Here is a 22,866-nt window from a genome sequence, read left to right as displayed (position 1 = left end):
GCGATGGGCGCCGCGGCGAATGAGACGATCAGGGATGACGGCAATGAAGCGCCCGTCATTCTCATCGTCGACGACAGCCCGGACAATCTGAACGTCCTGGGTGACGTGCTGTGTCCGCATTACCGGGTGAGGGTGGCCGATTCCGGCGTGCGCGCGCTGGAGATGGCGGCGCGGAAACCGTTGCCCGACCTGATCCTGCTCGACGTGATGATGCCCGGGATGGATGGTTATGCCGTTCTCGGTCGGCTCAAGGCCGATCCGGCGACCCGCGACATTCCGGTCATCTTCCTGACCGCGATGGACTCCACCAAGGACGAGGAGCGGGGTCTCGAACTCGGCGCGATTGACTACGTCACCAAGCCGATCCGCCCGACCGTCGTCCTGGCGCGCGTGCGCATTCACCTGGAGCTGAAGCGCGCGCGCGACTGGCTGACCGATCAGAACGCCTACCTGGAGGCCGAGGTATCGCGGCGCATGGCGGAGAACCAACTGGTCCAGGATGTCAGCATCCATGCGCTCGCCCGTCTGGCAGAAATACGCGATCCGGAGACCGGCAACCATTTGCGCCGCACCCAGGCCTACGTGGAGACGCTGGCGCGGAAACTGAGGCATCACGAGCGCTTCGCCGCCTTCCTTTCGGAACGCACGATCCGGTTGCTGGTCAAGTCCGCACCGCTGCACGACATCGGCAAGGTCGGCATCCCGGACCACATTCTGCTCAAGCCGGGGAAACTCACCGCCGAGGAATGGGAGATCATGAAGACGCATTCGCGCCTGGGCGCCGACGCCATCGATCAGGCCGAGCGCGATGCCGCCAAACCCGTGGAGTTCCTGGCCATCGCCAAGGAGATCGCGCATTGGCACCACGAACGATGGGACGGCAGCGGCTATCCCGATGGTCTGCGGTGGAACGACATACCGATTTCGGCGCGCCTGATGGCGCTGGCGGACGTCTTCGATGCACTGATCTCGCGGCGGGTCTACAAACCGGGCATGTCGGCCGAGCAGGCACGCGTCATCATTGCCGACGGCCGAGGCAGTCAATTCGATCCGGACGTGGTTGACGCATTCGAGGCAAGCTTCGACGAATTTGCGCATATCGCGATACGCTATCGGGACGACGAGGATCAGCGCGCCGCGCCGGGCGCAACTGAATAGGGGAGACGGGAAGATGGCGACGACGGCAACGAGACCCCGCATATTGATCGCGGACGACGATTTCGTCGTCCGCGGCGCGCTGGCGGCGACGTTCGGCGGCGATTTCGAAATAGACGAAGCGGCGAGTGGCGAGGAATGCCTACGCCGCATCGAAGCACGCCCGCCGGCGCTGGTGGTCCTCGACATCGAGATGCCCGGCATGGACGGCTATGCGGCATGCCGCCAGATCAGGACGCGCCACAGCATGCCGGTGATCTTCCTCTCGGCCCACGATACGCTCGATGAACGCCTGGAGGCGTTCGCCAGCGGCGGCGACGATTTCGTCTCCAAGCCGTTCGATGGCGAAGAATTCAGGCACAAGGTTTCGCGTCTCATCGACAGACATCTGCAACTGGCCGAGATCCGCCGTGAGCAGGAGAGCCTGCAGGAATTCACCGCCCAGTTGCTGCAGGACATCGGACGCAAGGACGTGCTGTTCTCGTTCATGCGCCAGAACATGCATTGCACGGACTATGAGGTGCTTGCCGACAGCTTGCTGCGCGCAACGGATGAATACGCGATCAGATGCCACGTCCAGGTGCGTTACGGAGGAGGCGCGGTCACCCAGACGCCTTCCGGTCCGGCCTCGCCGCTGGAAACCTCGGTATTCGAGCAATGTGCGTCGCTCGGTCCGGAGTTTCGCTTCGGGCGCCGGATGATCCTCAATTGTGGCGACGTGTCCGTGATCGTTCTGCAACTGCCGGAGGACGCGTCAACGGCCGAGCGCCTGCAGGAACGGTTGTCGGTCCTCACCGAATCGGCTGCCGCGATCGCCGAAACGATCCACATCCGCAAGGAATCGGCAAGCCGCGCGGAAGCCTTGCAGGCTGCTTCCGCGTTCAGTTCGGCGGCGGTCGAGGAATTGCGTGACAAGTACCGCGCTCAGCAGGCGGACACGCACGTCTTCCTGCAAAGGCTCATTGACGATGTCGAGTCCCAATACGTGCATCTGGGCATGACGGAGCGACAGGAGGAAGTCATGAGCGCGACGGTCCGTCATCGCGCGGAGGAGATACTCAAGCTGTTCGAGGCCAATGAGGGCTTCGAGGCACAGTTCGCGGCGATCCTGACCTCGCTGCAGCCGCGATCGAGCGCGAGCGGTAATACCGTTTGGCTCTTTTAGCGCGATGATGGCAGCCATATGCGTGGCGCCGGCGCCATGACCGGAATGCCTTCAGGCACGCGTACCCAACCGGCGCTGCCTATTTCTGCACCAGCATCCGGTTCTTGTGGATGCTCATCAGGATGCCGACGCCCAGGAACAGCGTCACCAGGGCGGTGCCGCCGTAGCTGATGAAGGGCAGCGGCACGCCGACGACGGGCAGGATGCCGCTCACCATGCCCATGTTGACGAAGGCGTAGGTGAAGAAGATCAGGGTGATGGCGCCGGCCATCAGGCGGGTGAACAGGGTCGGCGCGTTGGCGGCGATCAGCAGGCCGCGGCCGACCAGCAGCGCGTAGATGACCAGCAGCACCAGGTTGCCGAGGAGGCCGAACTCCTCGGAGACGACGGCGAAGATGAAATCGGTGTGGCGCTCGGGAAGGAACTCCAGTTGAGCCTGGGTGCCCTGGCCCCAGCCCTTGCCGAAGAACCCGCCGGAGCCGATGGCGATGGTGGACTGGATGATGTGGAAGCCCTTGCCGAGCGGATCGGATTCCGGGTCGAACAGGGTCAGGATGCGGTGGCGCTGGTAGTCGTGGAGATGGGTCCAGGCGAAGGGTGCGGCGGCGGCGGCGACGGCGACCAGGCCGAGGATGATCTTGTAGGGCAGGCCGGCGAAGAAGATCACGTAAAAGCCGGCGGCCAACACCAGGATCGCGGTGCCGAGGTCGGGTTGCCGGGCGATCAGCACCACGGGCAGCAGCAGCAACAGCACCGCCACGACGTGGTCGCGCAGGCGGACCGTGATTTCGCGCTTCTGGAAATACCAGGCCAGCATCAGCGGCATGGCGATCTTCATCAGTTCCGAGGGCTGGATGCGCATCACGCCGAGATTCAGCCAGCGCCGGGCGCCCTTGGAGACATCGCCGACCAGGGCCACCGCCACCAGCAGCAGCAGGCCCAGGACGTAGATCGGCACCGCCAGGTGCATCAGGCGCTGGGGCTGCATCTGGGCGACCGTGCGCATCACCAGCAGCGCGACGAAAATGTTGAGGCACTGCGCCGCCAGGCGCTCCGGCGAGGCGCTGCCCAGCGCCAGCAGCGCCAGCGCCGCGAGCAGGCCGCAGATCGCCATCAGCGGCGGGTCCAGCGGTTCGATCAGGCGCTGCCAGAGCGTGCGCAGATAGTTCATCAGTCGCCTCCGTTCTCGCTCTCGTCGGCCGGTGCCGGTTCCTTGGGCAATTTCCCGAGCAGGTAGTAGTCGATCACCTGGCGCGCGATGGGGGCCGCCGCCTGGGCGCCGAAGCCGCCGTTCTCCACCAGGACCGCCAGGGCGATGGTGGGCTTGTCGGCGGGGGCGAAGGCGATGTACAGCGCATGGTCGCGCAGATTGGCCTGCATGTGCTCGGTCTTGTGCTCGACTCCCTTGTATGAAAACACCTGCGCGGTGCCGGTCTTGCCGGCCGCCACGTATTCGGCGCCGGCGAAGGCGCGGGCGCCGGTGCCTTCCTTGTTGACGCCCACCATGGCGTTCTTGATCACGGCGACGTGCTCCGGCTTGAGGGGGATGGTCTTGATGGGCTTCGGCTCGATCGGGGTCTGCTTGCCGCTCTTGGTGTCGGTGATGTATTTCACCAGGTGGGGCCGGAACATCACGCCGTCGTTGGCCAGGGTGGCCACGGCCTGGGCCAGCTGGATCGGCGTGTAGGCGTTGTAGCCCTGGCCGATACCGATGGAGATGGTCTCGCCCGCGTACCACTTCTGCTGTTCGGGCCGCTTGAAGCGCTTTTTCTTCCACTCCTGCGAGGGCAGCACGCCTTCCGATTCGCCTTCGACGTCCACGCCGCTCTTCTGGCCGAAGCCGAACTGGCGCATGAAGGCGGAGATGTTGTCGATGCCCAGGTCGTTGGCCAGCAGATAGTAGTAGGTGTCGCAGGACTGGACGATGGAAGCGTACATGTCCACGTAGCCGTGGCCACCCTTTTTGTCGTCGCGGAACTGGTGGCCGCCGAAGTTGAAGAAGCCCGGGTCGTGGATTGCGCTCTCGGGCCTGCGTTTGCCCAGTTCCAGGGCGGCCAGGGCCATGAAGGGCTTGAAGGTGGAACCGGGCGGATAGGCGCCGTTCAGTGCCCGGTTGACCATTGGCTTGTCCGGGGAGTTGTTGAGTGCTTCCCAGTTCTGATAGTCGATGCCGTCCACGAACAGGTTGGGGTCGTAGTTGGGTACCGAGACCAGGGCCAGGATGCCGCCGGTGGTGGGTTCGATCGCCACCAGCGCGCCGCGCCGCGCGCCGAAGGCCTTCTCCGCCACCTGCTGCAGCTTGGCATCCACCGTCAGGGTCAGATTGTTGCCGGCCACCGGCGCGGTGCGGGCCAGGGTACGCACCGCGTGGCCGCCGGCGTCGACTTCCATCTGTTCGAAGCCAGTGACGCCGTGCAGCTCGAATTCATAATGCTGCTCCAGACCGGTCTTGCCGAAGTGCTCGGTGCCGCGGTAGTTGTCTTCCTGGTTGCGGTCCTCGATCTTGCCCAGGTCGCGGTCATTGACCCGGCCGATGTAGCCCAGCAGGTGCGAGCCGAAATCCCCCAGCGGATACTGGCGGAACAGGCGGGCCTTGATGTCGACGCCGGGGAAGCGGTAGCGGTGGGCGATGAACTTCGCCACTTCGGTGTCGGTCAGGCGGTTGCGGATCGGCAGGGATTCGAAGTTCTTCGATTCCTCCAGCAGGCGCTTGAAGCGCTTGCGGTCGCGCGGCTGGATGTCGATGATGGTCGACAGCTCGTCGATCACCGTTTCCAGATGGGAGACGCGGGAGGGCGTGATCTCCAGGGTGTAGGCCGAATAGTTGCGCGCCAGCACGACGCCGTTGCGGTCCACGATCAGGCCCCGGTTGGGCACGATCGGCACCAGGGAAATCCGGTTCTCCTCGGCGCGGGTCTTGTAGTAGCTGTACTGCACCACCTGGAGCCAGACGAAGCGCATCAGCAGGAGGCTGAAGCAGAGCAGCACGAACCCGCCGGCGATGCCCAGCCGGCTGCGGAACAACTCCAGTTCGTCGCTCGGGTTCTTGAACTCCACCGCGTCCCCGCCTCAACAACCCCGCGCCGGTAGCACCGGCGCACTGATCAGTTGCCCCCGCCCTCGGGGCGGGGGTAGGGGGTGGGCAGTTCCTTCCCCAAGGGGTTGCGCTGGCGCAACTCCCACCCTCCTCGGGGCGGGGGACAGGGAGTGGGCAGTGTTCTGGGCAACAGGCCCATATGAGCTTCGCTCATATGGGCCTGTTGTCGTCCCGCTCCACCGGCTGATACTGGGGCAGCAGCAGCAGGTAGGTCAGCGGATACCAGAGCGCGGCGCCCACCACGCTGGCGAGGAACCAGGCCAGGCCGGGAAAGGCGCCGCCGGCCAACATGCGCGCCACCAGCATGATCAGTTGCGCGCCGAGCAGCATCGGCAGGATCTGCAGCGCCTGTTCCATCAGGGGGAACCAGAGGATGCGCCGGGACAGGCCGCCGGCCACGTAGGCGATCGGCACGTAGGCCAGGGCGTGCTGCCCCATCACGCTGCCATCGACCACGTCCATCGCGATGCCCAGCAGGAAGGCGGCGCCCATCCCGATCTTGAACGGCTGGTGGATGCACCAGAAGATCAGCACCAGGATCACCCAGTCGGGGATGCCCGGCAGCTGGCCGAAGGGAACCATGTTGAGGAACAGCGCGAGCGCCAGCGACAGCCAGATGAACCAGGGGCGGACCGGCAGCAGGATGCGGTTGGAGGTGTGGGAAGGCTGCATCGCGCTACCTTTTCCGGCCCTTGACGGGAATCTCGTGCTGCGCTGCCGGTTCTTCCGGGCGCGGCGGCAGGGCTTCGCGGTGGTCGAGCACCAGCACCAGGCCGTGGCGCTCCACGCCGGCCAGGGGGACGCAGAAGATGCGGGCGAAGGAGAAGGACTGGTCGCGGTCGATGCGGGTCACCCTGGCCACCGGCAGTCCGGGCAGATAGACGCCGTCCAGGCCCGAGGTGACCAGGATGTCGCCCACCTGCACGTCGTCGTTGGCGGCCAGGAAGCGCAGTTCCATGGCGCCGGCGCCGGCGCCGGTCAATACGGCGCGCAGGGCGTTGCGCTGCACCTGGATCGGGATCGCCTGTTCCTTGTCGGTGAGCAGCGTCACCTCGGCGGTGAGCGGAAACACTCGGGTCACCTGGCCGATCACGCCGATGTCGTCGATCACCGCCTGGCCGGCCTTGATGTCGGCCTGCAGGCCCTTGTCGATGATGACGCGGCGGGCGAAGGGGTCGCGCGCCGCGTAGAGGATGTCCGCCACCTGGCCGCCGACCGGCTGGCGGCCGCGCATGTCCAGCAGCGCGCGCAACTGCTTGTTCTCGTCTTCCAGATGGCGCTGGCGCAGCAGCAGATTGGCGGTGCTGAGCTGGCGGCTGTGCAGGTCCTGGTTTTCCGCCTGCAGCGCGGACATGCGCCGCAGGTGCTGGCCGATGTCGCCGCCCGCCTCCAGCGGCAGGTAGGCCAGGCGCTGCAGCGGCCAGGCCAGCGCGTTGAGACCGGTGCGCAGCCATTCCAGGGTGTGGAAGCGCAGGTCCGCCACCATCACCATGACGGCGAGGACGAGGTAGAAGGTCAGCCGGGCAAGGGGCGCCGGTCCGCGTTTGAAAAACGGAGGAGGCGAATGACCGACGACGTTCATCAAGGTTTGAATACTCCCGTCCGCGCGCTGGAAACGAAAAGGCGGCGCGTCGCTGGCGCCGCCTCACAAGCTAACGGGGAAAGGCTCACTCGTTGGCGAAAATACTGCCCAATTTGTCCATCTTTTCCAGGGCCATGCCGGAGCCGCGCACCACGCAGGTCAGGGGATCGTCCGCCACCAGCACCGGCAGGCCGGTCTCTTCCATCAGCAGCCGGTCGAGGTCGCGCAGCAGGGCGCCGCCGCCGGTGAGCACCATGCCCTTCTCGGCGATGTCCGCGCCCAGCTCGGGCGGGGTCTGCTCCAGGGCCACCTTCACCGCGCCGACGATCTGGTTCAGCGGATCGGTCAGGGCTTCGAGGATCTCGTTGGAGGAGATGGTGAAGGAACGGGGGATGCCCTCGGCCAGGTTGCGGCCCTTGACTTCGAGTTCCTTGACCTCGGAGCCGGGGAAGGCGGAGCCGATCTCCTTCTTGATCTGCTCGGCGGTGGTCTCGCCGATCAGCATGCCGTAGTTGCGGCGGATGTAGGCGATGATGGCCTCGTCGAACTTGTCGCCGCCGACCCGCACCGAGCCGGCATAGACCATGCCGCCCAGGGAGATCACGCCCACCTCGGTGGTGCCGCCGCCGATGTCCACCACCATCGAGCCGGTGGCGTCCGACACCGGCAGGCCGGCGCCGATGGCCGCGGCCATCGGCTCCTCGATCAGGTACACCTGGCTGGCGCCGGCGCCCAGCGCCGATTCGCGGATCGCCCGGCGCTCCACCTGGGTCGAGCCGCAGGGCACGCAGATGATGATGCGCGGGCTGGGGGAGAACAGGCGCGAGTCATGCACCTTCTTGATGAACTGCTTCAACATCTGCTCGGTGACGGTGAAGTCGGCGATCACCCCGTCCTTCATCGGACGGATGGCGGTGATGTTGCCCGGCGTCTTGCCCAGCATCTGTTTGGCGGAAGCGCCCACGGCCTGGATGGTCTTCTTGGCATTGGGGCCGCCCTCGGTGCGGATCGCCACCACGGAGGGCTCGTCCAGGACGATGCCGCTGCCGCGGACGTAGATCAGGGTGTTGGCGGTGCCCAGGTCGATGGCCAGGTCGTTGGAAAAATAGGAACGGAGGAATCCGAACATCGTGTTCTCTTGGGGAAGTTGATGCAGCGAACTGGGGGAAAGCTGCGACGGAAACGGCGCTTATGATACCCTAACGCGCTCGCAATCCACGCCCAATTTCCCGCATGTCCCTGACCCTTGATGAGGTCGGCCGGATCGCCCGGCTGGCCCGTATCGAACTGTCTCCGGCGCAGCTCGAGACCACCCGCGACCAGCTCAACGGCATTTTTTCCTTCATCGAACAGCTCCAGGCCGTCGACACGGCGGGCATCGAGCCCATGGCCCACGCGCTCGACGTGGTGCAGCGCCTGCGCCCCGACGTCGTGACCGAAACCGACCGCCGCGACGCCTTCCAGGCCGTGGCCCCGGAAACCGAGGCCGGCCTGTATCTCGTGCCCAAGGTCATCGAGTGAGCGCGGCCATGATCAACGCTTCCCTGAAACAACTCTCCGCCGCCCTGGCGGCGAAGCAGGTGTCCGCCGTCGAACTGGCGACCCTGTTCCTCGACCGCATCGAAAAACTCAACCCCGTCTACAACGCCTTCGTCACCGTGGACCGGGAGCGGACCCTGGTCCAGGCGGCGGCGGCGGACGCCCGCCGCGCCGCTGGTGAAGCGGGTCCGCTGCTGGGCATCCCCCTGGCCCACAAGGACATCTTCTGCACCGAAGGCTGGCTCTCCAGCTGCGGCTCGAAGATGCTGTCCAACTTCGTCAGCCCCTACGACGCCACCGTGGTCGCCAGGCTCAAGGCGGCCGGGATGGTGACCCTGGGCAAGGTGAACATGGACGAGTTCGCCATGGGCTCCTCCAACGAGACCTCCCACTACGGTCCGGTGAAGAACCCCTGGGACGTGAATCGCGTACCCGGCGGCTCCTCGGGTGGCTCCGCAGCCACCATTGCCGCCCGCCTTGCCCCCGTAGTGACCGGCACCGACACCGGCGGCTCGATCCGCCAGCCCGCCAGCCTGTGCGGCCTCACGGGCTTGAAGCCGACCTACGGCGTCTGTTCCCGCTACGGCATGATCGCCTTCGCATCGAGCCTGGACCAGGCCGGTCCCATGGCCAAGTCCGCCGAGGACTGCGCCTGGCTGCTCTCCGCCATGGCCGGCTTCGATGAGCGCGATTCCACCTCCCTGGAGCGCCCCGCCGAGGACTACGGCCGCGACCTGGAAAAGCCGCTTTCCGGCCTGCGCATCGGTCTGCCCAAGGAATTCTTCGGCCCCGGCATGGACGACGACGTGCGCGCCGCCGTCGAGGCGGCCCTCGACCAGTACCGCAAGCTGGGCGCCACCACCGTGGAGGTCAGCCTGCCCAACTCCGGCCTCTCGGTGCCCGCCTACTACGTGATCGCCCCGGCCGAGGCCAGCTCCAACCTCTCCCGCTTCGACGGCGTGCGCTACGGCCACCGCGCCGCCGAGTACGCCGACCTGGCGGACATGTACAGCAAGACCCGCGCCGAGGGCTTCGGCGCCGAGGTCCAGCGCCGCATCCTGATCGGCACCTACGTGCTGTCCCACGGCTACTACGACGCCTACTACCTGAAGGCGCAGAAGATCCGCCGCCTGATCGCCAACGATTTCACCGAAGCCTTCAAGGTCTGCGACGTGATCGCCAGCCCCGCTTCGCCCTCGGTGGCCTTCAGGTTCGGCGAGAAGAGCGCCGATCCGGTGCAGATGTACCTGTCCGACATCTACACCATTTCCACCAATCTCGCCGGCCTGCCCGGCATGTCCCTGCCCTGCGGCTTCGGCCAGGGCAACATGCCCGTCGGCCTGCAACTGATCGGCCCCTGGTTCGGCGAAGCGAAGATGTTGAACGCCGCCCACCAGTACCAACAGCACACCGACTGGCATCTGCGCATGCCTCAAGGAATCTGACCATGCAGTGGGAAGCTCAGTGGGAAGTAGTGATCGGGCTGGAAACCCATGCCCAGCTCCAGACCCAATCGAAAATCTTTTCCGGCGCCGCCACCGCCTTCGGCGCCGCGCCCAACGCCCAGGCCTGCGCGGTGGACATCGCCCTGCCCGGCGTGCTGCCGGTGCTGAACCGCGAAGCCGTGGTCTGCGCCATCAAGTTCGGTCTGGCCGTCGGTGCCGAGATCGCGCCCCGCTCCATCTTCGCCCGCAAGAACTACTTCTACCCCGACCTGCCCAAGGGCTACCAGATCAGCCAGTTCGAGATCCCCGTGGTCTCCGGCGGCGGCCTCGCCATCCGCGTCGGCCAGGGAGAAAACGCGACGGACAAATTCGTTCATCTGACCCGCGCCCACCTCGAGGAGGATGCCGGCAAGTCGCTGCATGAGGATTTTCACGGCAAGACCGGGATCGACCTCAACCGCGCCGGCACGCCGTTGCTGGAGATCGTCTCCGAGCCCGACATGCGCTCCGCCGCCGAGGCCGTGGCCTACGCCAAGGCGCTGCACGGCCTGGTCACCTGGATCGGCATCTGCGACGGCAACATGCAGGAAGGCAGCTTCCGCTGCGACGCCAACGTCTCCGTGCGCCGCCCCGGCGCGCCCCTGGGCACCCGGCGCGAGATCAAGAACCTCAACTCCTTCCGCTTCCTCGAACAGGCGATCAACTACGAGATCCAGTGGCAGATCAACGAGATCGAGGAAGGCCGCAGGATCCAGCAGGCCACCGTGCTGTTCGACCCCGACACGGGCGAGACCCGCGCCATGCGCAGCAAGGAGGACGCCCAGGACTACCGCTACTTCCCCGATCCCGACCTGCTGCCGCTGGAGATCAAGGCCGACTGGATCGCCGAGGTGAAGGCGGGCCTGCCCGAACTGCCCGGCGCCATGCAGCAGCGCTTCGAGGCCGACTACGGCCTCTCCGCCTACGATGCGGCGACGCTGACCGCGACGCGCGATACCGCCCGCTATTTCGAGGAGGCCGTCTCCGCCGCCGGCAAGGCCAATGCCAAGCTCTGCGCCAACTGGGTGATGGGCGAGATCGCCGCGCGCCTCAACAAGGTCGACCTGGAAATCGCCGCCGCCCCCGTCACTGCCGCCCAACTGGCCGGGGTGATCCTGCGCATCGCCGACAACACCGTCTCCAACAAGATCGCCCGGGAGGTCTTCGACGCCCTGTGGAACGGCGAAGGCCAGTCTGCCGATGCGGTGATCGAGGCCAAGGGCCTCAAGCAGATCACCGACAGCGGCGCCATCGAGGCCATCATCGACGAAGTGCTGGCCGCCAACCAGAAATCCGTCGAGGAGTTCCGCGCCGGCAAGGAGAAGGCCTTCAACGCCCTGGTGGGCCAGGCCATGAAGGCCACCAAGGGCAAGGCCAATCCCCAGCAGGTGAACGAACTGCTGCGCGCCAAGCTGGCCGGCTGATCCGGCGCGAACCCGGCGCAACGAAAAGGCCGCTCATCGGAGCGGCCTTTTCGTTCGGCAGGAAATCCGTGGCTAGTCCTGCTTCGGCGTGCGCAGTTCGCGCAGGCGCTTGCGGTCGGCCTCGAAGCGGGCGGCGACCTGCTCGATTTCCTTCTTCTTGTTCTCGATACTGTTCCGTTCCGCTTCCAGTGCCTGCTGGTTGCGGCGCTGGGCGACCTTGAGGTCCGCCGGCAGCGGCTTGTTCCTGTAGAACTCCGCATCCTTGGCCAGCTTGGTCTGTTCCTTGATGGCGTCGTCGAGCTTGCCCTTGGAGTCCTGGATGCCGCGTTCCAGTTCGGTGACCAGGCGGTCGCGGGCCTGGTCCAGTTCCTTCTCCGTGGCATAGGTGGCGAGCAGGGCGCTGTCGCGCCGCTTCTGCTCCAGGGCCTGCTGCTCGGCCTCGCGCTGCTTTTTCAGTTGAACGTCGCGCGCCGCCTGCTGGGCCGGGGTCAGCGGCGCCTCGACGTTGCGCACCTTGTTGCCTTGCTCGTTGAATTCCGTGTAGGACCGGCTGCGGCAGGCTTCCGGCAGGATGTCGCCGCAGGCGCGCGTGCCGTTGTCCAGGGTGCAGCAGAAGCTGCGCGCCGCCTGGGCCGGCGCCGCCAGGGCCAGCCCGAGAGCCAGCAACGACAGGGGGGTACGCGGCATCATGGGTTCAGGTCTCCTGGATTCCGTACTGTTTGCGATAGCGGACCACTGCGTCCAGATTGCGTTCCAGCTCGGGGTTGCCCTGCAGATAGGCGATCAGGTCCCGCAGGGCCGCCACGGCGACCACCGGCATCTGGTAGTTCTGCTCCACTTCCTGCACCGCGGAGAGACTGCCGCTGCCGCGCTCCTGGCGGTCCAGGGCGATCACCACGCCGGCCGGCAGGGCGCCGGCGGCGCGGATCAGCTCCACCGATTCCCGCACCGAGGTGCCGGCGGAGATTACGTCGTCGACGATCAGCACGCGGCCCGTCAGCGGCGCGCCGACCAGGGTGCCGCCTTCGCCGTGATCCTTGGCTTCCTTGCGGTTGTAGGCGTAGGGTACGTTGCGGCCCAGGCGCGAGAGGCTGATGGCGATGCCGGTGGCCAGGGGGATGCCCTTGTAGGCCGGGCCGAACAGGACGTCGAACTGGACGCCGGAAGCGACGATGGCGCGGGCGTAGAAGTCGCACAGGCGAGCCATGGAGTCGCCGTCGTTGAACAGGCCGGCGTTGAAGAAGTAGGGCGAGAGCCGCCCGGCCTTGGTGGTGAATTCGCCGAAACGCAGCACCCCCTTGGCGCAGGCGAAGGCGAGAAAGTCGTGGCTAAGATCCTGATTCGTCATGGGGCGCCATTCTACCCGCGCCGTCCGCCGCTGACGTTTGGGAATTTCGGCGGCAATATGTACGAATGCCCCGGACTCCGGCCTGCCGCCGAACCGGGTGGTGGAACCGGGGGGCCAAGTAGTGCTATAACGCCCGGCCCGGACAACACAGAGCAGGCCAGGGCCGACCCATGCGCATCGTCACCGCCAATTTGAACGGCATCCGTTCCGCCGCCACCAAGGGTTTCTTCGACTGGATGGCCGTCCACGGGGCCGACGTGATCTGCCTGCAGGAGCTCAAGGCCCAGGCCGCCGACCTGGATCAGCGGATGCGCGCGCCGGCCGGCTACCACGGCCATTTCCATTACGCCGAGAAGAAGGGCTACAGCGGCGTCGGCATCTACAGCCGGCGCGCGCCGGACCGGGTGATCGAGGGCATCGGCCACGCCGCCTTCGACGCCGAGGGGCGCTATCTGCGCGCCGACTGGGGCAATCTGTCGGTGATTTCGCTCTACGTGCCGTCCGGCTCCAGCTCGCCGGAGCGGCAGGAGGTCAAGTTCGAGTTCATGGACGAGTTCTTCCCGGTACTCGCCGGCCTCAGGGCCGAGGGCCGCGAGATCGTGATCTGCGGCGACTGGAACATCGCCCACCGGGAAATCGATCTCAAGAACTGGAAGGGCAACCTGAAGAACTCCGGCTTCCTGCCCGAGGAGCGCGCCTGGCTGTCGCGGGTGTTCGACGAGCAGGGCTGGGTCGATGTCTATCGGCGCCTCCATCCCGAGGCCACCGGCGAGGCTTACACTTGGTGGTCCAACCGCGGCCAGGCGCGGGCCAAGAACGTCGGCTGGCGCATCGACTACCAGATCGCCACGCCGGGCCTCGCCACCGCCGCGCAGGCCGCCGGGGTCTACAAGGAGCAACGCTTTTCCGACCACGCGCCGCTGACGGTCGATTACGACTTCCCCTGGTGAGATCCAGTAACGCCGTAATGCTTGGACGCTAGCCCTTGAGCGTGTCGGCAGCGTTTTGCAGGCCGTTCAGGATGCTGTCGGCGACCGACATCGGGAAGTTCGGCGGAAGTCGGGCGTGCACGGCGGCGACGACCCGTGGTGTTCGCTCGATCATTTCATCGATCAGAAAGTCGACCTGGCGCCCGTCTTCGGTCAAGACCCCATGGCGCTGCCCCACCACCCGCCAATGTCGACGCAGGATGTCCCGCATTTTCCAGTGCGCATTCCTTGAACGCACCGCCATGGCCATCCTGACCTTGAAGGGCGAAATTTTTCCAACCCCTTCACCCAGGATCGGGTAGGCCGACAGCACATCGTAAAGCGGCGTCAACTGGTAGCGCCCTCCTGGCCGAAGGAAGAGGCTGAAGTTTTTTGCATGGCCATCGGTTGCGCACAGCATCCAGAACAGCAATTGGGCCTGGAAGAAGGTGCGGCGGTCTTGCGCGCGCGTGATCGAGCCGTCCAGCACGCTCATGATGCGATCCATGCCCGGCCCGCCGTCCGCTTCGTACTTGAGGCTCGGCGACACCCCGATGGCTTGGCACATGTCTTCCTGAGGCAGGCGAATGAGCCGTTGGTCGCCAGCCGGACTCGTCCACCAGGCACGGTCGAAGCGTTCCACCACCAGGGCCTTCACGTCCTCGAACTGTCGCGGCTGACAGGCCGCCACGGGCAAACCGAACTCCCTGAGGATCAGTGCGCACAACCACTCGTTTTCGACCGAGTCGCGCATGTCGAGCTGCATGCCGCCAATCAGCCCCAATGGCAGCTTGAAAATATGCGTGGTGGGCGTGCCGCCTTGCGGCAGGCACCACTGGCCGTCTTGATGGAGCAGCGCCGTCTTCTCCTGCGCGCCCGCGATCGAGATGCGGAGGTCTTGATCGTGGTCCGGCAGGCCCAGCGTGTTGACGCTTGTCGTTTCTCGCAGCGCCTGTGCGACTTGGACCTCGTTCAGAGGCTCTGCCTGTACCGGCCCGAGCCCTGCGCTGATCTGATCCGGTGGCAGGATTTCCAGTGCGCCAACACAGTCCCGGCCAATTTCCGCCAACAGCGAGAACGCGTCGGTCGCGCCTGTCTTGTAGCGGCGGGCCAGGCGCTCGCGGATGTCCTTGCTGTCGGGCAGCAGATTCTCGAAGTAGGCGCGGACCTTGTCGCCGCGATGAGGCTCGTTGCCCGGCATGAAAGGCAGTGACAGGGACAGGGGCCGTCCTTGCTCCGACTGTGTCCAGGCAAGGTCGTACCGCAATGTGTCCGGACCGTGCGCGCCCAGGTTCCATGTGCCGACAAAGGCCCCGTTCATCCAGAGCCCGAGCGAACGAGCGTGCGAGCGGCGCCCCATGGTCACCAGGCCGGGGTGTGGGGAGATGTTTGAGTCGCTGGGGGCTTCCGGTCGGCGGCGGGTTTGCTCAATACGAGTTCCACCCCCAGGATGCCGAGCAACTTCAACAGCCGTGCCGCGCCGACCTTTTCGGCATTGCGCTCCAGTGCGGAATACGTCTGCTGCGTGACGCCCAGGCGCAATGCCGCTTCGCTTTGCGTGAGGCCGGCATCCTTGCGAAACGCCTGGAGCAGGGTCGGCAACTGTGCTGCCGTACGTACGGTGAACTGATTCATACAGATTCCACGCTGTAATTTCAGAATACGCATCATAGACTGTTATTTTGAAATACACAATATAAGCTGTATTTTAAGATAACAAATCAAAAACTGTTTTCTGGAACGCTGCAATCGATTTGAAACCGTTTGTCCCGAGCCCTTCAGTCCTTCGACAGGCCCGCCCGATTCACACCATCTTCACCACGATGTCGTGCAGGGTATTGGCGCAGTGGGCCATGCGCTCGGCGGCGTTGGTGAGGTGGCGGTAGATTTCGCGCCGCTTGAACATGTGGATGTAGTCGTCGCCCTGGAACAGCTGCGCCAGTGCCTTGCGGTAGAGCTTTTCCACCTTGCGTTCGGCGCGCCGCGCCAGGTCGGCGTCGGTGGCCGATTCGGCGGGGTTCTTGCCCAGTTTCTCGAAACCGGCGCGCAATGCCGCGGTGCCCTCCTGCAGATGCTGCGCCATCTGCAGGGTGAAGGCGTCCGGCTTGACGCCCAGGGCGTCCATTTCCGACACCGTGTCCTTGCAGTAATTGACGATCTCGTCGAGGTGCACGATCGCCCGGTACAGGTCTTCCCGGTCGATGGGCGTGGAGAAGGCTTCGTTCAGGGTGTGGATGTTGTGCACCTTCACCTTGTCGGCGGCGTGCTCGTCCTGGCGGATCTGCTGCCCCACCTCGGCGCAGTCGTCTCCGCTTTCCATGTAGCGCACCAGCAGATTGACGGTGTGCTCCACCTGCCGGCTCTGCTCGTGGAGCAGGACGAAGAAGTCCGGCATCCTGGGGAAGAAGCGTTCGAAGAGACGGGTCAGCAGGCTCTTCTCACCGGGGATCGGATCGTTCATTGGATGCTCCCGAAGGGCGCCATGGCGGCGCGCAGAATGGCGTGAAACAGGATTGCGGTGAGGGCCGCGCCGGGAACGGTGACGACCCAGGTGACGGCGATTTCGCCGGCTTTGGCCCAGCGCACCGCGCGCGGCCGCTCCGAGGCGCCGATGCCCATGATCGAGGTGGCCACCACGTGGGTGGTGGAGACCGGGGCGCCGATCATCGAAGCGGAGAGGATCACCGCGGTCGAGGCGAGCTGGGAATCCAGCGCGTGGAGCGGCCGCACCTTGTAGATGGCGAAGCCCAGGGTGCGGACGATGCGCCAGCCGCCGGAGAGGATGCCCAGGGTGAGCGAGGCGGCGCTGGCGACCATGACCCACGGCGGCACTTCGAAGCGATCGATGAAGCCGCCCAGCAGCAGCACCAGGGTGAGGATGCCCATGCTCTTCTGGGCGTCGTTGGCGCCGTGGGCAAAACCCAGCCCGGCGGCGGTGAGGAACTGGGCGTTGCGCAGGCCCTGGTTGAGCGAGGGCCGGGCCCGGCTCAAAAGCAGGCGCATCGCGCGGTGGATGCCGTAGCCGGCCCAGAAGCCGATCAGCGGCGAGAGCAGCAGGGCGAGGATCACCTTGGCCACGCCCGTGACATGGCCCCGGGCCAGTTCGGCGAAGCCCCAGACGACGTGGTCCATGCCCACCGCGACCGCCACCGTGCCGGCCAGGCCGCCGACCAGGGCGTGCGAGGACGAGGAGGGGAGGCCGCGCCACCAGGTGAACAGATTCCAGGCGGTGGCGCCGAACAGTCCGCACAGCAGGATCAGCAGCGAATCCAGGTGCGGCACGTCGGCGAGGTCGACGAAGGTGCCGATGGTGTTGGCCACCGCCGTGCCGCCCAGCAGGGGACCGAGGAATTCGCAGCAGCCGACCACCAGCACCGCCTGGACCGGCGTCATGGCGCGCGAGGCGATCACGCTGGCGATGATGTTGGCGGCGTCGTGGAAGCCGTTGGTGTAATCGAAGATCAGCACGGCGACGATCAGCACCACCGCCAGGACGAATACGGGGTCCATGACGCGGGATTACTCCGCGTCGCCCATGTAAACCCAGTGCAGCAGCGCGTCCTGCGCCGCCTGCGCGGCCTCGGCGCGCGGGTGGTTGACCAGGAACACCACGATGCGCTCCCGGCCGCGCCGGTCCTGCACGTAGCCGGCGATGGCCTTCACGTCGTCCAGGCTGCCGGTCTTGAGATGGGCGTGGCCGGCGATGTCGTGGCCGTTCATGCGTTTCTTCAGGGTGCCGTCGATCCCCACCAGCGGCAGGGAGGCGACGAATTCGGGCATCAGCGGGCTGGCGTGGGCCGCTTGCAGCAGACGCGCCAGATGGGCGGCGGAAATGCGTTCCCGGCGCGACAGGCCGGCGCCGTTCTCCAGCACCAGTTCCGGGAAGTCCAGGCCCTTCCGCGCCAGCCAGGCGCGTACGGCGAGGTCGGCATCGCCTGCCCGCAGCGGCCTGCCCGCGGCGCTGCCGGTGCCGTTTTCCGTGGCCAGACCGAGGAACAGCTGGCGCGCCATCACGTTGTTGCTGTACTTGTTGATGTCGCGCACCACTTCGGCCAGGCTCGGCGATTCCAGGCTCGCGGCGCGCCAGGCGTCGGCCGGCGCCGGCCCCGCCCTCAGGCCGCCGTCCAGGCGACCGCCCATTTCCGTCCACAACTGGCGGAACAGTCCCAGCAGGTAGCCGTCCGCCGGCAGCGGCGCCAACAGCCAGTCGCGCTCGCCGCAAGCGGCCGGATAGGCGCCGCTCAGGGTCAGGCGATAGCGGCCCCGGGCGGCGGCGAGTTCGCCGCGCAGACCTTCCTTCCAGTCGCCGCAGCCGTTGCGGCCCCGCCCCAGGGTCAGCGCGTTGACGATCTCCAGGCCATCGATGCCGGGCTCGGGCAGGACCGCCACGGTGCCCGCCGTAATGTCCGGTACCAGGGTCAGCTGCACGGCCTTGAAATTCACCAGCAGGGCATCGGGCGCCACGTTGTAGGGACGCAGCGGCTTGTCGTCGAGCGGGCCGGTGTCGTAGCCGGCGAGGTCGAACATGCCGCGGTCCACCACCAGATCGCCCTCGATGGCGCGCACGCCGCGCGCCTTCAATTGCCGCAGCAGGCGCCAGAACCGCTCCAGGGTCAGTTTCGGGTCGCCGCCCCCCTTCAGATAGAGATTGCCGATCGCGCCGTCCCGGGGCGGCGCGTCGGCGTACAGCTCGGTCTTCCAGACGTGGGCCGGCCCCAGCAGGTCGAGGGCGGCATAGGTGGTCACCAGCTTCATCGTCGAGGCCGGATTCATCGGCCGTTCGGCATTCACGCTCAGCCGCGCCTTGCCGTCGCCGACCTCCTCCACCTGGAGCGCGACCGCGGACGGAGGAATGCCGGCTTGCTGCAACGCCCGCGCCACCGGCGGCGGCAGCGACCCGGCGCGGACGGAGAGGGCGAGCAGCAGTCCGCCCAGCAGGAGCAGCGACCGCATGGCGTGGCTCAGGGCGCTTCTCCTTCGAATAGCACGATCCGGTCCCGCCCTCCCGCCTTCGCGGCGTACAACGCGGTGTCGGCGGCCCGCAGCAGCCCGGCGGCATCCTGGCCATGGCCGGGCGCTTCGACGAGGCCCGCCGAGACCGTGACGGCGGGCAGGGTCTGGCCATGGAATTCGATCGCCATGCCGCGGATCAGGTCGCATATGGTTTCCAGGCGCTTGTGGGCATCCGCGGCGCTGGAGTCGGGCATGAGCACGCAGAGTTCCTCGCCGCCGTAGCGGCAGGCGACGTCGCTGCGACGCAGGTTCTCCCGCAGCACGCGGCCGATCTCCCGCAGCACCTGATCGCCGGCCTCATGGCCGAAGGAGTCGTTGAATTTCTTGAAGTGGTCGATGTCCAGCATCGCCACCGCCAGGGTCTGCTGCCCGCGCAGGGCGCGGTGCAGTTCGCGGGGCAGGGTTTCGTCCAGGTAGCGGCGGTTGAAGAGGCCGGTCAGCGGATCGTGGGTGACCTGTTCGCGCATGGCCTCGCGCATCCGCAGATTGGACAGGGAGAGCTTGATGGTTTCGCCGGCCGAGCGCAGCAGCTCCCGCAGGTTGTCCCGCTCCTGCCGGGCCGCATGCGGCGGATACGCCAGATGCAGCAGTCCGATCATGTCGCCATGGACCATCAGCGGCAGGCACAGGTAGCCGTACGCGGGAACGGCCTCGAAATGCCGGCAGACCAGCTCGTTGGCCGGGTCGGTCACCTCGACCATCCTGCCCTGGCGCAGCGCCCAGCAGTCGTCGGTCTGGAACAGGGATGACAGCCGCCCGTCCTCTCCCCAACGGACGACGGGCTCCAGGCCGAGAGGCTGCGGCAGGACGAGCGCGCCGGCGACGCCGGGGAACAGTTCGCTCAGGGTGACGCGGATGATGGTGTACGCCTCGGCCTCGTCCCGGCAGCTCTGGATCAGGTCGTTCAGGCGGTGCAGCTGCGTGTTCTGCTGGTGGTGGGCTTCCAGTTCCGCCACCATCTGCGACATGCGTTCGAGAGTCCGCTGCTGGGCGGCTTCGGCGGACATGCGCTCGGTGAAGTCGCGGCCGAAGACGGTGACGCCGGTGATGCGGCCGTTGGCGCCGCGGATCGGGAAGAAGGCGAAATCCAGCCAGCGCTGCTGACCCGAGGAACTCTGCAACTGCGTCTCGATGACGAATCGGTCTCCGGCCAGCGCGCGCTCGTAATGCCCGCGCCAGTCGGCGCCGTTCCCGTCGACCGCGCTGTCGCCGGGCGCCAGCTCGTGACCGAAGAGGTCGATCGACAGGTCGGCGAAGGCGCTGTTGCGGATCACCAGGCGCAGATCGGTGTCCACCGACCAGACGATGCGGTCGGTATTCTCGATCAGGGCGGAAAGGTCGGCCTCGCTGCGGCGCAGGGTCTCCATCTCCTGGTGTTCGGTGATGTCCTGCACCGTGCCGATGACCAGTTCAGTCACGCCGTGCGGCGACGACAGGGTCTGTCCGCGCACCTGGATCTGGCGCGATTCGCCGCTGGGCAGGACGATCCGCAGCTGGAAGGTGCGAATCCCGGCCTGGCCGATCGCCTCCACTTGGGCGAGCAGCTCCTCCTGGTGCTCAGGAGCGACCAGGGGGAGCACGTTCGCCAGGTCCGGGTGGAACGTGGCGGGGTCCTGGCCGCAGATGCGGAACACTTCCTCGGACCATTCGAAGCGCTTGCTGATCGGGTCGAGCGCCCAGCTCCCGACCCCGGACATCTGCTGGGCTTCCTTCAGCAGCCGTTCGCTGGCCCGCAGCCTGGACTCCGAGCGCTTGCGCTGGACCAGTTTCCAGATGTCGACCGCGTGCAGCTGAAGCAGCCGCACGTCGTCGTCGTCGTAGGGCGCCTGCTTGTTGCCGACGCCGGCCATGGCCCGGATCAGCCCGCCCTCCAGCACCGGCACCCCGAGGTGGCGCTGGATCGGTACGTGGCCGTCGGGCAGTCCGTGCCGGCCCGTGGCGTGCGCATACTCGTTGTGCAGCACCGACTGCCGCAGGCGCACGCAGTCGGCCCAGATGCCGGCCTGCTCGATCGGGTAGTGGCTCGCTTCGACCGCCGCGCAGTTCGCCAGGGTGGAACGCGACCACGCCACCAGTTCGATGCCGCGCTGGTCCTCGTTGATGAAATGGAAATAGGCGATCTGGCTGTTGGTCAGATGCTGCGCTTCCTCGATGCCTTCCTGGATGATTTCGCGCTCGCTCAGTTCGTCGATGCGTTCGCTGAGGGCAAGGGTGGCGGCAATCCGCCGCTCGTTGCGCAACTGCGCGTCGTCGATGCGGTTCTGCCTGCGGCGGCGTTGCGTGTCGCGGCGCGACAGCGCGCCGATGGCGAAGACGCCCAGCAGCCAGATGCCGCCATGCGTCAGGAGAATGGACCGCATGTGCTCGTCCCGCTCGTGGCGGAACGGCGCCAGCGGAACCTGGATGCTGATGCCGCCGCGCACGCCGCCGACCGGGATGCCCAGATCCCCGTGGCAGCGCATGCAGCTCTTCTCCATATACACCGCGCGGATCAGGCGCAGGGTCTCGCCGCCGCCGACGACGGTCAGGTCGATGACCTTCTGGTCGCCCTGCTCGAAGCGCAGCAGCGCCCGACGTTCCCACTCGTCCGGGGCATTGCCCGGATTCTTCAGCTTGAGGCTGGTCAGGTGGCCCTTGAAACCGTACTGGGCGGCGAAATCCTCCATCAACTGACGCGTGGCGTAGGCCGGATTCATCAGGGTCAGGGCCTTGCCCGAGGTGGTCGTCACGTCCCGCTCGGGGAGCGTCAGATAGGGATTGGGCGGCGTGCGCTCGTCCGGCCGGACATAGACGCCGCCATGGCTGGAGAGCCAGCTTCGCACCGCCAAGTCCTTGTCCAGATAGGCGTTGGCGACCAGGGTCGCGTGCTCGACGCTCTTGTCGCGGAGGACATTGATGCTGAACAGCATGAAGGCGCCGGCCAGCGCCGTCCAGATCAGGAGGGCCACCCAGAGGATGGAACGGGGGGGAATGCCGGGGCTGGGGTCGGTAATCGGCTGGAGCGGAGGCATCGGGTTCCGGGCGCGGGCGCATGTGGGGCGATCCGGCTCAGTCTACTATCAAGCCCGGGTTCTGCCCTGAGTTCGCCATTGTCCATTTTGCCCGCGGGGCCTGCCGGATTTGATCCGTCGGCAAACGTTCGTTGCCGTTTCCCGCGAATGGAAAATGGGCGCCCCGAGCGGTTGAAGGACGTCTTTTGAGGCAGCTTCCAGGGGCGGCTCCAGGGTGGCTGTTCAAAAGGAATAATCGGGCAGCGTCCGGGCGCCATCCAGGGTCTTGACCGTATGGATGCCCAGTTCCCGCAGCAGGTCCAGGCTCAGCACGCAGCGGCCGGAGAGCTGCGACTGCGGGCGCGAGCAGAGTTGCAGCGCGGCTTCGGCCATGGCTTCCACCGGCTCCATGTGGGCGACGGCATCGATGGCGCCGGTGGCCAGGGCGCCTTCGCTGGCCACGGCTTCCACCGGCGCCAGGGTATTCACCGCGATCCGGTCCGCCGCCAGTTCCGCCGCCATGCCGGCGGACAGGCGCTCCAGCGCCGATTTGCTGGCGGCATAGAGGGTGGGGCCGACGTGCACGTGGAATTGCAGGTAGCGGTTCTGGGGATCGTAGGGGGCGGGGTCCGGGGCCCGCGAGGTGGCGCTGGAAATGTTGAGTATCCAGCCGCCACCCCGCTGCGCCATGCTCGGAATCGCCTGCTGGGAGAGTTCCAGCGGAGCGAAGAAGTTGATCTCGAAGCCCAGGTGCGTATGGCGCGGCTTCTGCTCGCGGGTGGGCCGGTAGTGGGCGGCGGCGGCGTTGTTCACCAGGATGTCCACGCCGCCGAAGCGTTCGATGGCGGCGGGCACGATGCGCGCGCGATCCTCGGGGTCGGCCAGATTCGCCTGGACGCAGAGGCATTCGCCGCCCAGTGCGCGGATGCGTGCGGCGGTCTCGTTCAGGGAGCCGGGCAGCTTGCCGTCGGCCTCCAGGGTGCGGGCGGTGATCACCACCTTGGCGCCCTCGGCGGCGAGGCGCAGGGCGATGCCGGCACCGATACCGCGGCTGGCGCCGGTGACGATGGCGACTTTATCCTTCAGGATATCGGGCATGGC

Annotated in this window: 20 protein-coding genes; 6 read left to right on the top strand and 14 right to left on the bottom strand. The window is 66.6% G+C overall.

Annotated elements, in window-relative coordinates:
- Positions 1-3 precede the first annotated feature (3 nt).
- Positions 4-1,158: a two-component system response regulator gene (locus B9N43_RS11060; protein ID WP_145842256.1), complete on the top strand. Its 1,155-nt coding sequence runs from the start codon at positions 4-6 to the stop codon at positions 1,156-1,158.
- A 13-nt stretch (positions 1,159-1,171) separates the two neighbouring features.
- Positions 1,172-2,320 carry a PleD family two-component system response regulator gene (locus B9N43_RS11055; protein WP_145842255.1) on the top strand — a complete coding sequence of 383 codons (1,149 nt, stop codon included), beginning with the start codon at positions 1,172-1,174 and terminating at the stop codon, positions 2,318-2,320.
- Between the two features lie 79 nt (positions 2,321-2,399).
- Here the strand turns inward: B9N43_RS11055 and rodA are convergent, their stop codons facing one another.
- The 5 genes from rodA to B9N43_RS11030 form a co-directional block, all read right to left on the bottom strand.
- Positions 2,400-3,491, bottom strand: coding sequence for a rod shape-determining protein RodA (gene rodA / locus B9N43_RS11050; protein ID WP_145842254.1), 1,092 nt, complete (start codon positions 3,489-3,491; stop codon positions 2,400-2,402).
- Positions 3,491-5,377: a penicillin-binding protein 2 gene (gene mrdA / locus B9N43_RS11045; RefSeq protein ID WP_145842253.1), complete on the bottom strand. Its 1,887-nt coding sequence runs from the start codon at positions 5,375-5,377 to the stop codon at positions 3,491-3,493. The genes rodA and mrdA overlap by 1 nt, the downstream gene beginning before the upstream one ends.
- Positions 5,378-5,567: 190 nt before the next feature.
- Positions 5,568-6,089, bottom strand: coding sequence for a rod shape-determining protein MreD (gene mreD / locus B9N43_RS11040; RefSeq protein WP_145842252.1), 522 nt, complete (start codon positions 6,087-6,089; stop codon positions 5,568-5,570).
- A 4-nt stretch (positions 6,090-6,093) separates the two neighbouring features.
- Positions 6,094-6,999: a rod shape-determining protein MreC gene (gene mreC, locus B9N43_RS11035; protein WP_145842251.1), complete on the bottom strand. Its 906-nt coding sequence runs from the start codon at positions 6,997-6,999 to the stop codon at positions 6,094-6,096.
- An 85-nt stretch (positions 7,000-7,084) separates the two neighbouring features.
- On the bottom strand, positions 7,085-8,128 hold the full coding sequence (locus tag B9N43_RS11030; RefSeq protein ID WP_145842250.1) for a rod shape-determining protein: 1,044 nt from the start codon (positions 8,126-8,128) through the stop codon (positions 7,085-7,087).
- 104 nt (positions 8,129-8,232) lie between these two features.
- Between B9N43_RS11030 and gatC the strand changes: the two genes are divergently transcribed.
- Genes gatC through gatB form a run of 3 tightly spaced genes read left to right on the top strand, consistent with a single transcriptional unit; the run spans position 8,233 to position 11,446 of the window.
- Complete coding sequence (gene gatC / locus B9N43_RS11025; RefSeq protein ID WP_145842249.1) at positions 8,233-8,520, top strand: Asp-tRNA(Asn)/Glu-tRNA(Gln) amidotransferase subunit GatC; 288 nt, start codon at positions 8,233-8,235, stop codon at positions 8,518-8,520.
- Between the two features lie 8 nt (positions 8,521-8,528).
- A complete protein-coding gene (gene gatA / locus B9N43_RS11020) occupies positions 8,529-9,983 on the top strand; it encodes an Asp-tRNA(Asn)/Glu-tRNA(Gln) amidotransferase subunit GatA (RefSeq protein WP_145842248.1) in 1,455 nt (484 codons plus the stop codon).
- Positions 9,984-9,985: 2 nt separating this feature from the next.
- The gene (gene gatB / locus B9N43_RS11015) at positions 9,986-11,446 is read left to right on the top strand and encodes an Asp-tRNA(Asn)/Glu-tRNA(Gln) amidotransferase subunit GatB (protein ID WP_145842247.1); all 1,461 of its coding nucleotides are present in this window, start codon (positions 9,986-9,988) and stop codon (positions 11,444-11,446) included.
- 72 nt (positions 11,447-11,518) lie between these two features.
- On the opposite strand, the gene B9N43_RS11010 is transcribed toward gatB, so the two are convergent.
- Together B9N43_RS11010 and pyrE are read right to left on the bottom strand one after the other, a co-directional pair.
- On the bottom strand, positions 11,519-12,136 hold the full coding sequence (locus B9N43_RS11010) for a hypothetical protein (protein WP_145842246.1): 618 nt from the start codon (positions 12,134-12,136) through the stop codon (positions 11,519-11,521).
- Between the two features lie 4 nt (positions 12,137-12,140).
- The gene (gene pyrE, locus B9N43_RS11005; protein ID WP_145842245.1) at positions 12,141-12,794 is read right to left on the bottom strand and encodes an orotate phosphoribosyltransferase; all 654 of its coding nucleotides are present in this window, start codon (positions 12,792-12,794) and stop codon (positions 12,141-12,143) included.
- Between the two features lie 170 nt (positions 12,795-12,964).
- Here pyrE and B9N43_RS11000 point away from each other — a divergent pair, with 170 nt between their 5' ends.
- Entirely contained in the window at positions 12,965-13,744 is a 780-nt protein-coding gene (locus B9N43_RS11000) for an exodeoxyribonuclease III (protein ID WP_145842244.1), read from the top strand.
- A gap of 28 nt (positions 13,745-13,772) precedes the next feature.
- Here the strand turns inward: B9N43_RS11000 and B9N43_RS10995 are convergent, their stop codons facing one another.
- The 7 genes from B9N43_RS10995 to B9N43_RS10965 all read right to left on the bottom strand — a co-directional run bounded on the left by B9N43_RS10995 (position 13,773) and on the right by B9N43_RS10965 (position 22,863).
- Positions 13,773-15,122 carry a type II toxin-antitoxin system HipA family toxin gene (locus B9N43_RS10995; RefSeq protein ID WP_186453791.1) on the bottom strand — a complete coding sequence of 450 codons (1,350 nt, stop codon included), beginning with the start codon at positions 15,120-15,122 and terminating at the stop codon, positions 13,773-13,775.
- A 2-nt stretch (positions 15,123-15,124) separates the two neighbouring features.
- On the bottom strand, positions 15,125-15,397 hold the full coding sequence (locus tag B9N43_RS10990) for a helix-turn-helix domain-containing protein (RefSeq protein ID WP_145842243.1): 273 nt from the start codon (positions 15,395-15,397) through the stop codon (positions 15,125-15,127).
- A gap of 169 nt (positions 15,398-15,566) precedes the next feature.
- On the bottom strand, positions 15,567-16,223 hold the full coding sequence (locus B9N43_RS10985) for a DUF47 domain-containing protein (RefSeq protein ID WP_145842242.1): 657 nt from the start codon (positions 16,221-16,223) through the stop codon (positions 15,567-15,569).
- The gene (locus tag B9N43_RS10980; RefSeq protein WP_145842241.1) at positions 16,220-17,272 is read right to left on the bottom strand and encodes an inorganic phosphate transporter; all 1,053 of its coding nucleotides are present in this window, start codon (positions 17,270-17,272) and stop codon (positions 16,220-16,222) included. The genes B9N43_RS10985 and B9N43_RS10980 overlap by 4 nt, the downstream gene beginning before the upstream one ends.
- Positions 17,273-17,281: 9 nt before the next feature.
- Positions 17,282-18,715, bottom strand: coding sequence for a D-alanyl-D-alanine carboxypeptidase/D-alanyl-D-alanine-endopeptidase (gene dacB / locus B9N43_RS10975; protein ID WP_145842240.1), 1,434 nt, complete (start codon positions 18,713-18,715; stop codon positions 17,282-17,284).
- Between the two features lie 8 nt (positions 18,716-18,723).
- Positions 18,724-21,786 (bottom strand): diguanylate cyclase, encoded by a 3,063-nt coding sequence (locus B9N43_RS10970; protein WP_145842239.1) that lies wholly within the window; start codon positions 21,784-21,786, stop codon positions 18,724-18,726.
- Between the two features lie 222 nt (positions 21,787-22,008).
- Positions 22,009-22,863 (bottom strand): SDR family NAD(P)-dependent oxidoreductase, encoded by an 855-nt coding sequence (locus B9N43_RS10965; RefSeq protein WP_145842238.1) that lies wholly within the window; start codon positions 22,861-22,863, stop codon positions 22,009-22,011.
- Positions 22,864-22,866: the final 3 nt, after the last annotated feature.

This window comes from Denitratisoma sp. DHT3 (assembly GCF_007833355.1).
Classification (GTDB): domain Bacteria; phylum Pseudomonadota; class Gammaproteobacteria; order Burkholderiales; family Rhodocyclaceae; genus Denitratisoma.
This window is presented reverse-complemented; position numbering and strand designations above follow the sequence as displayed.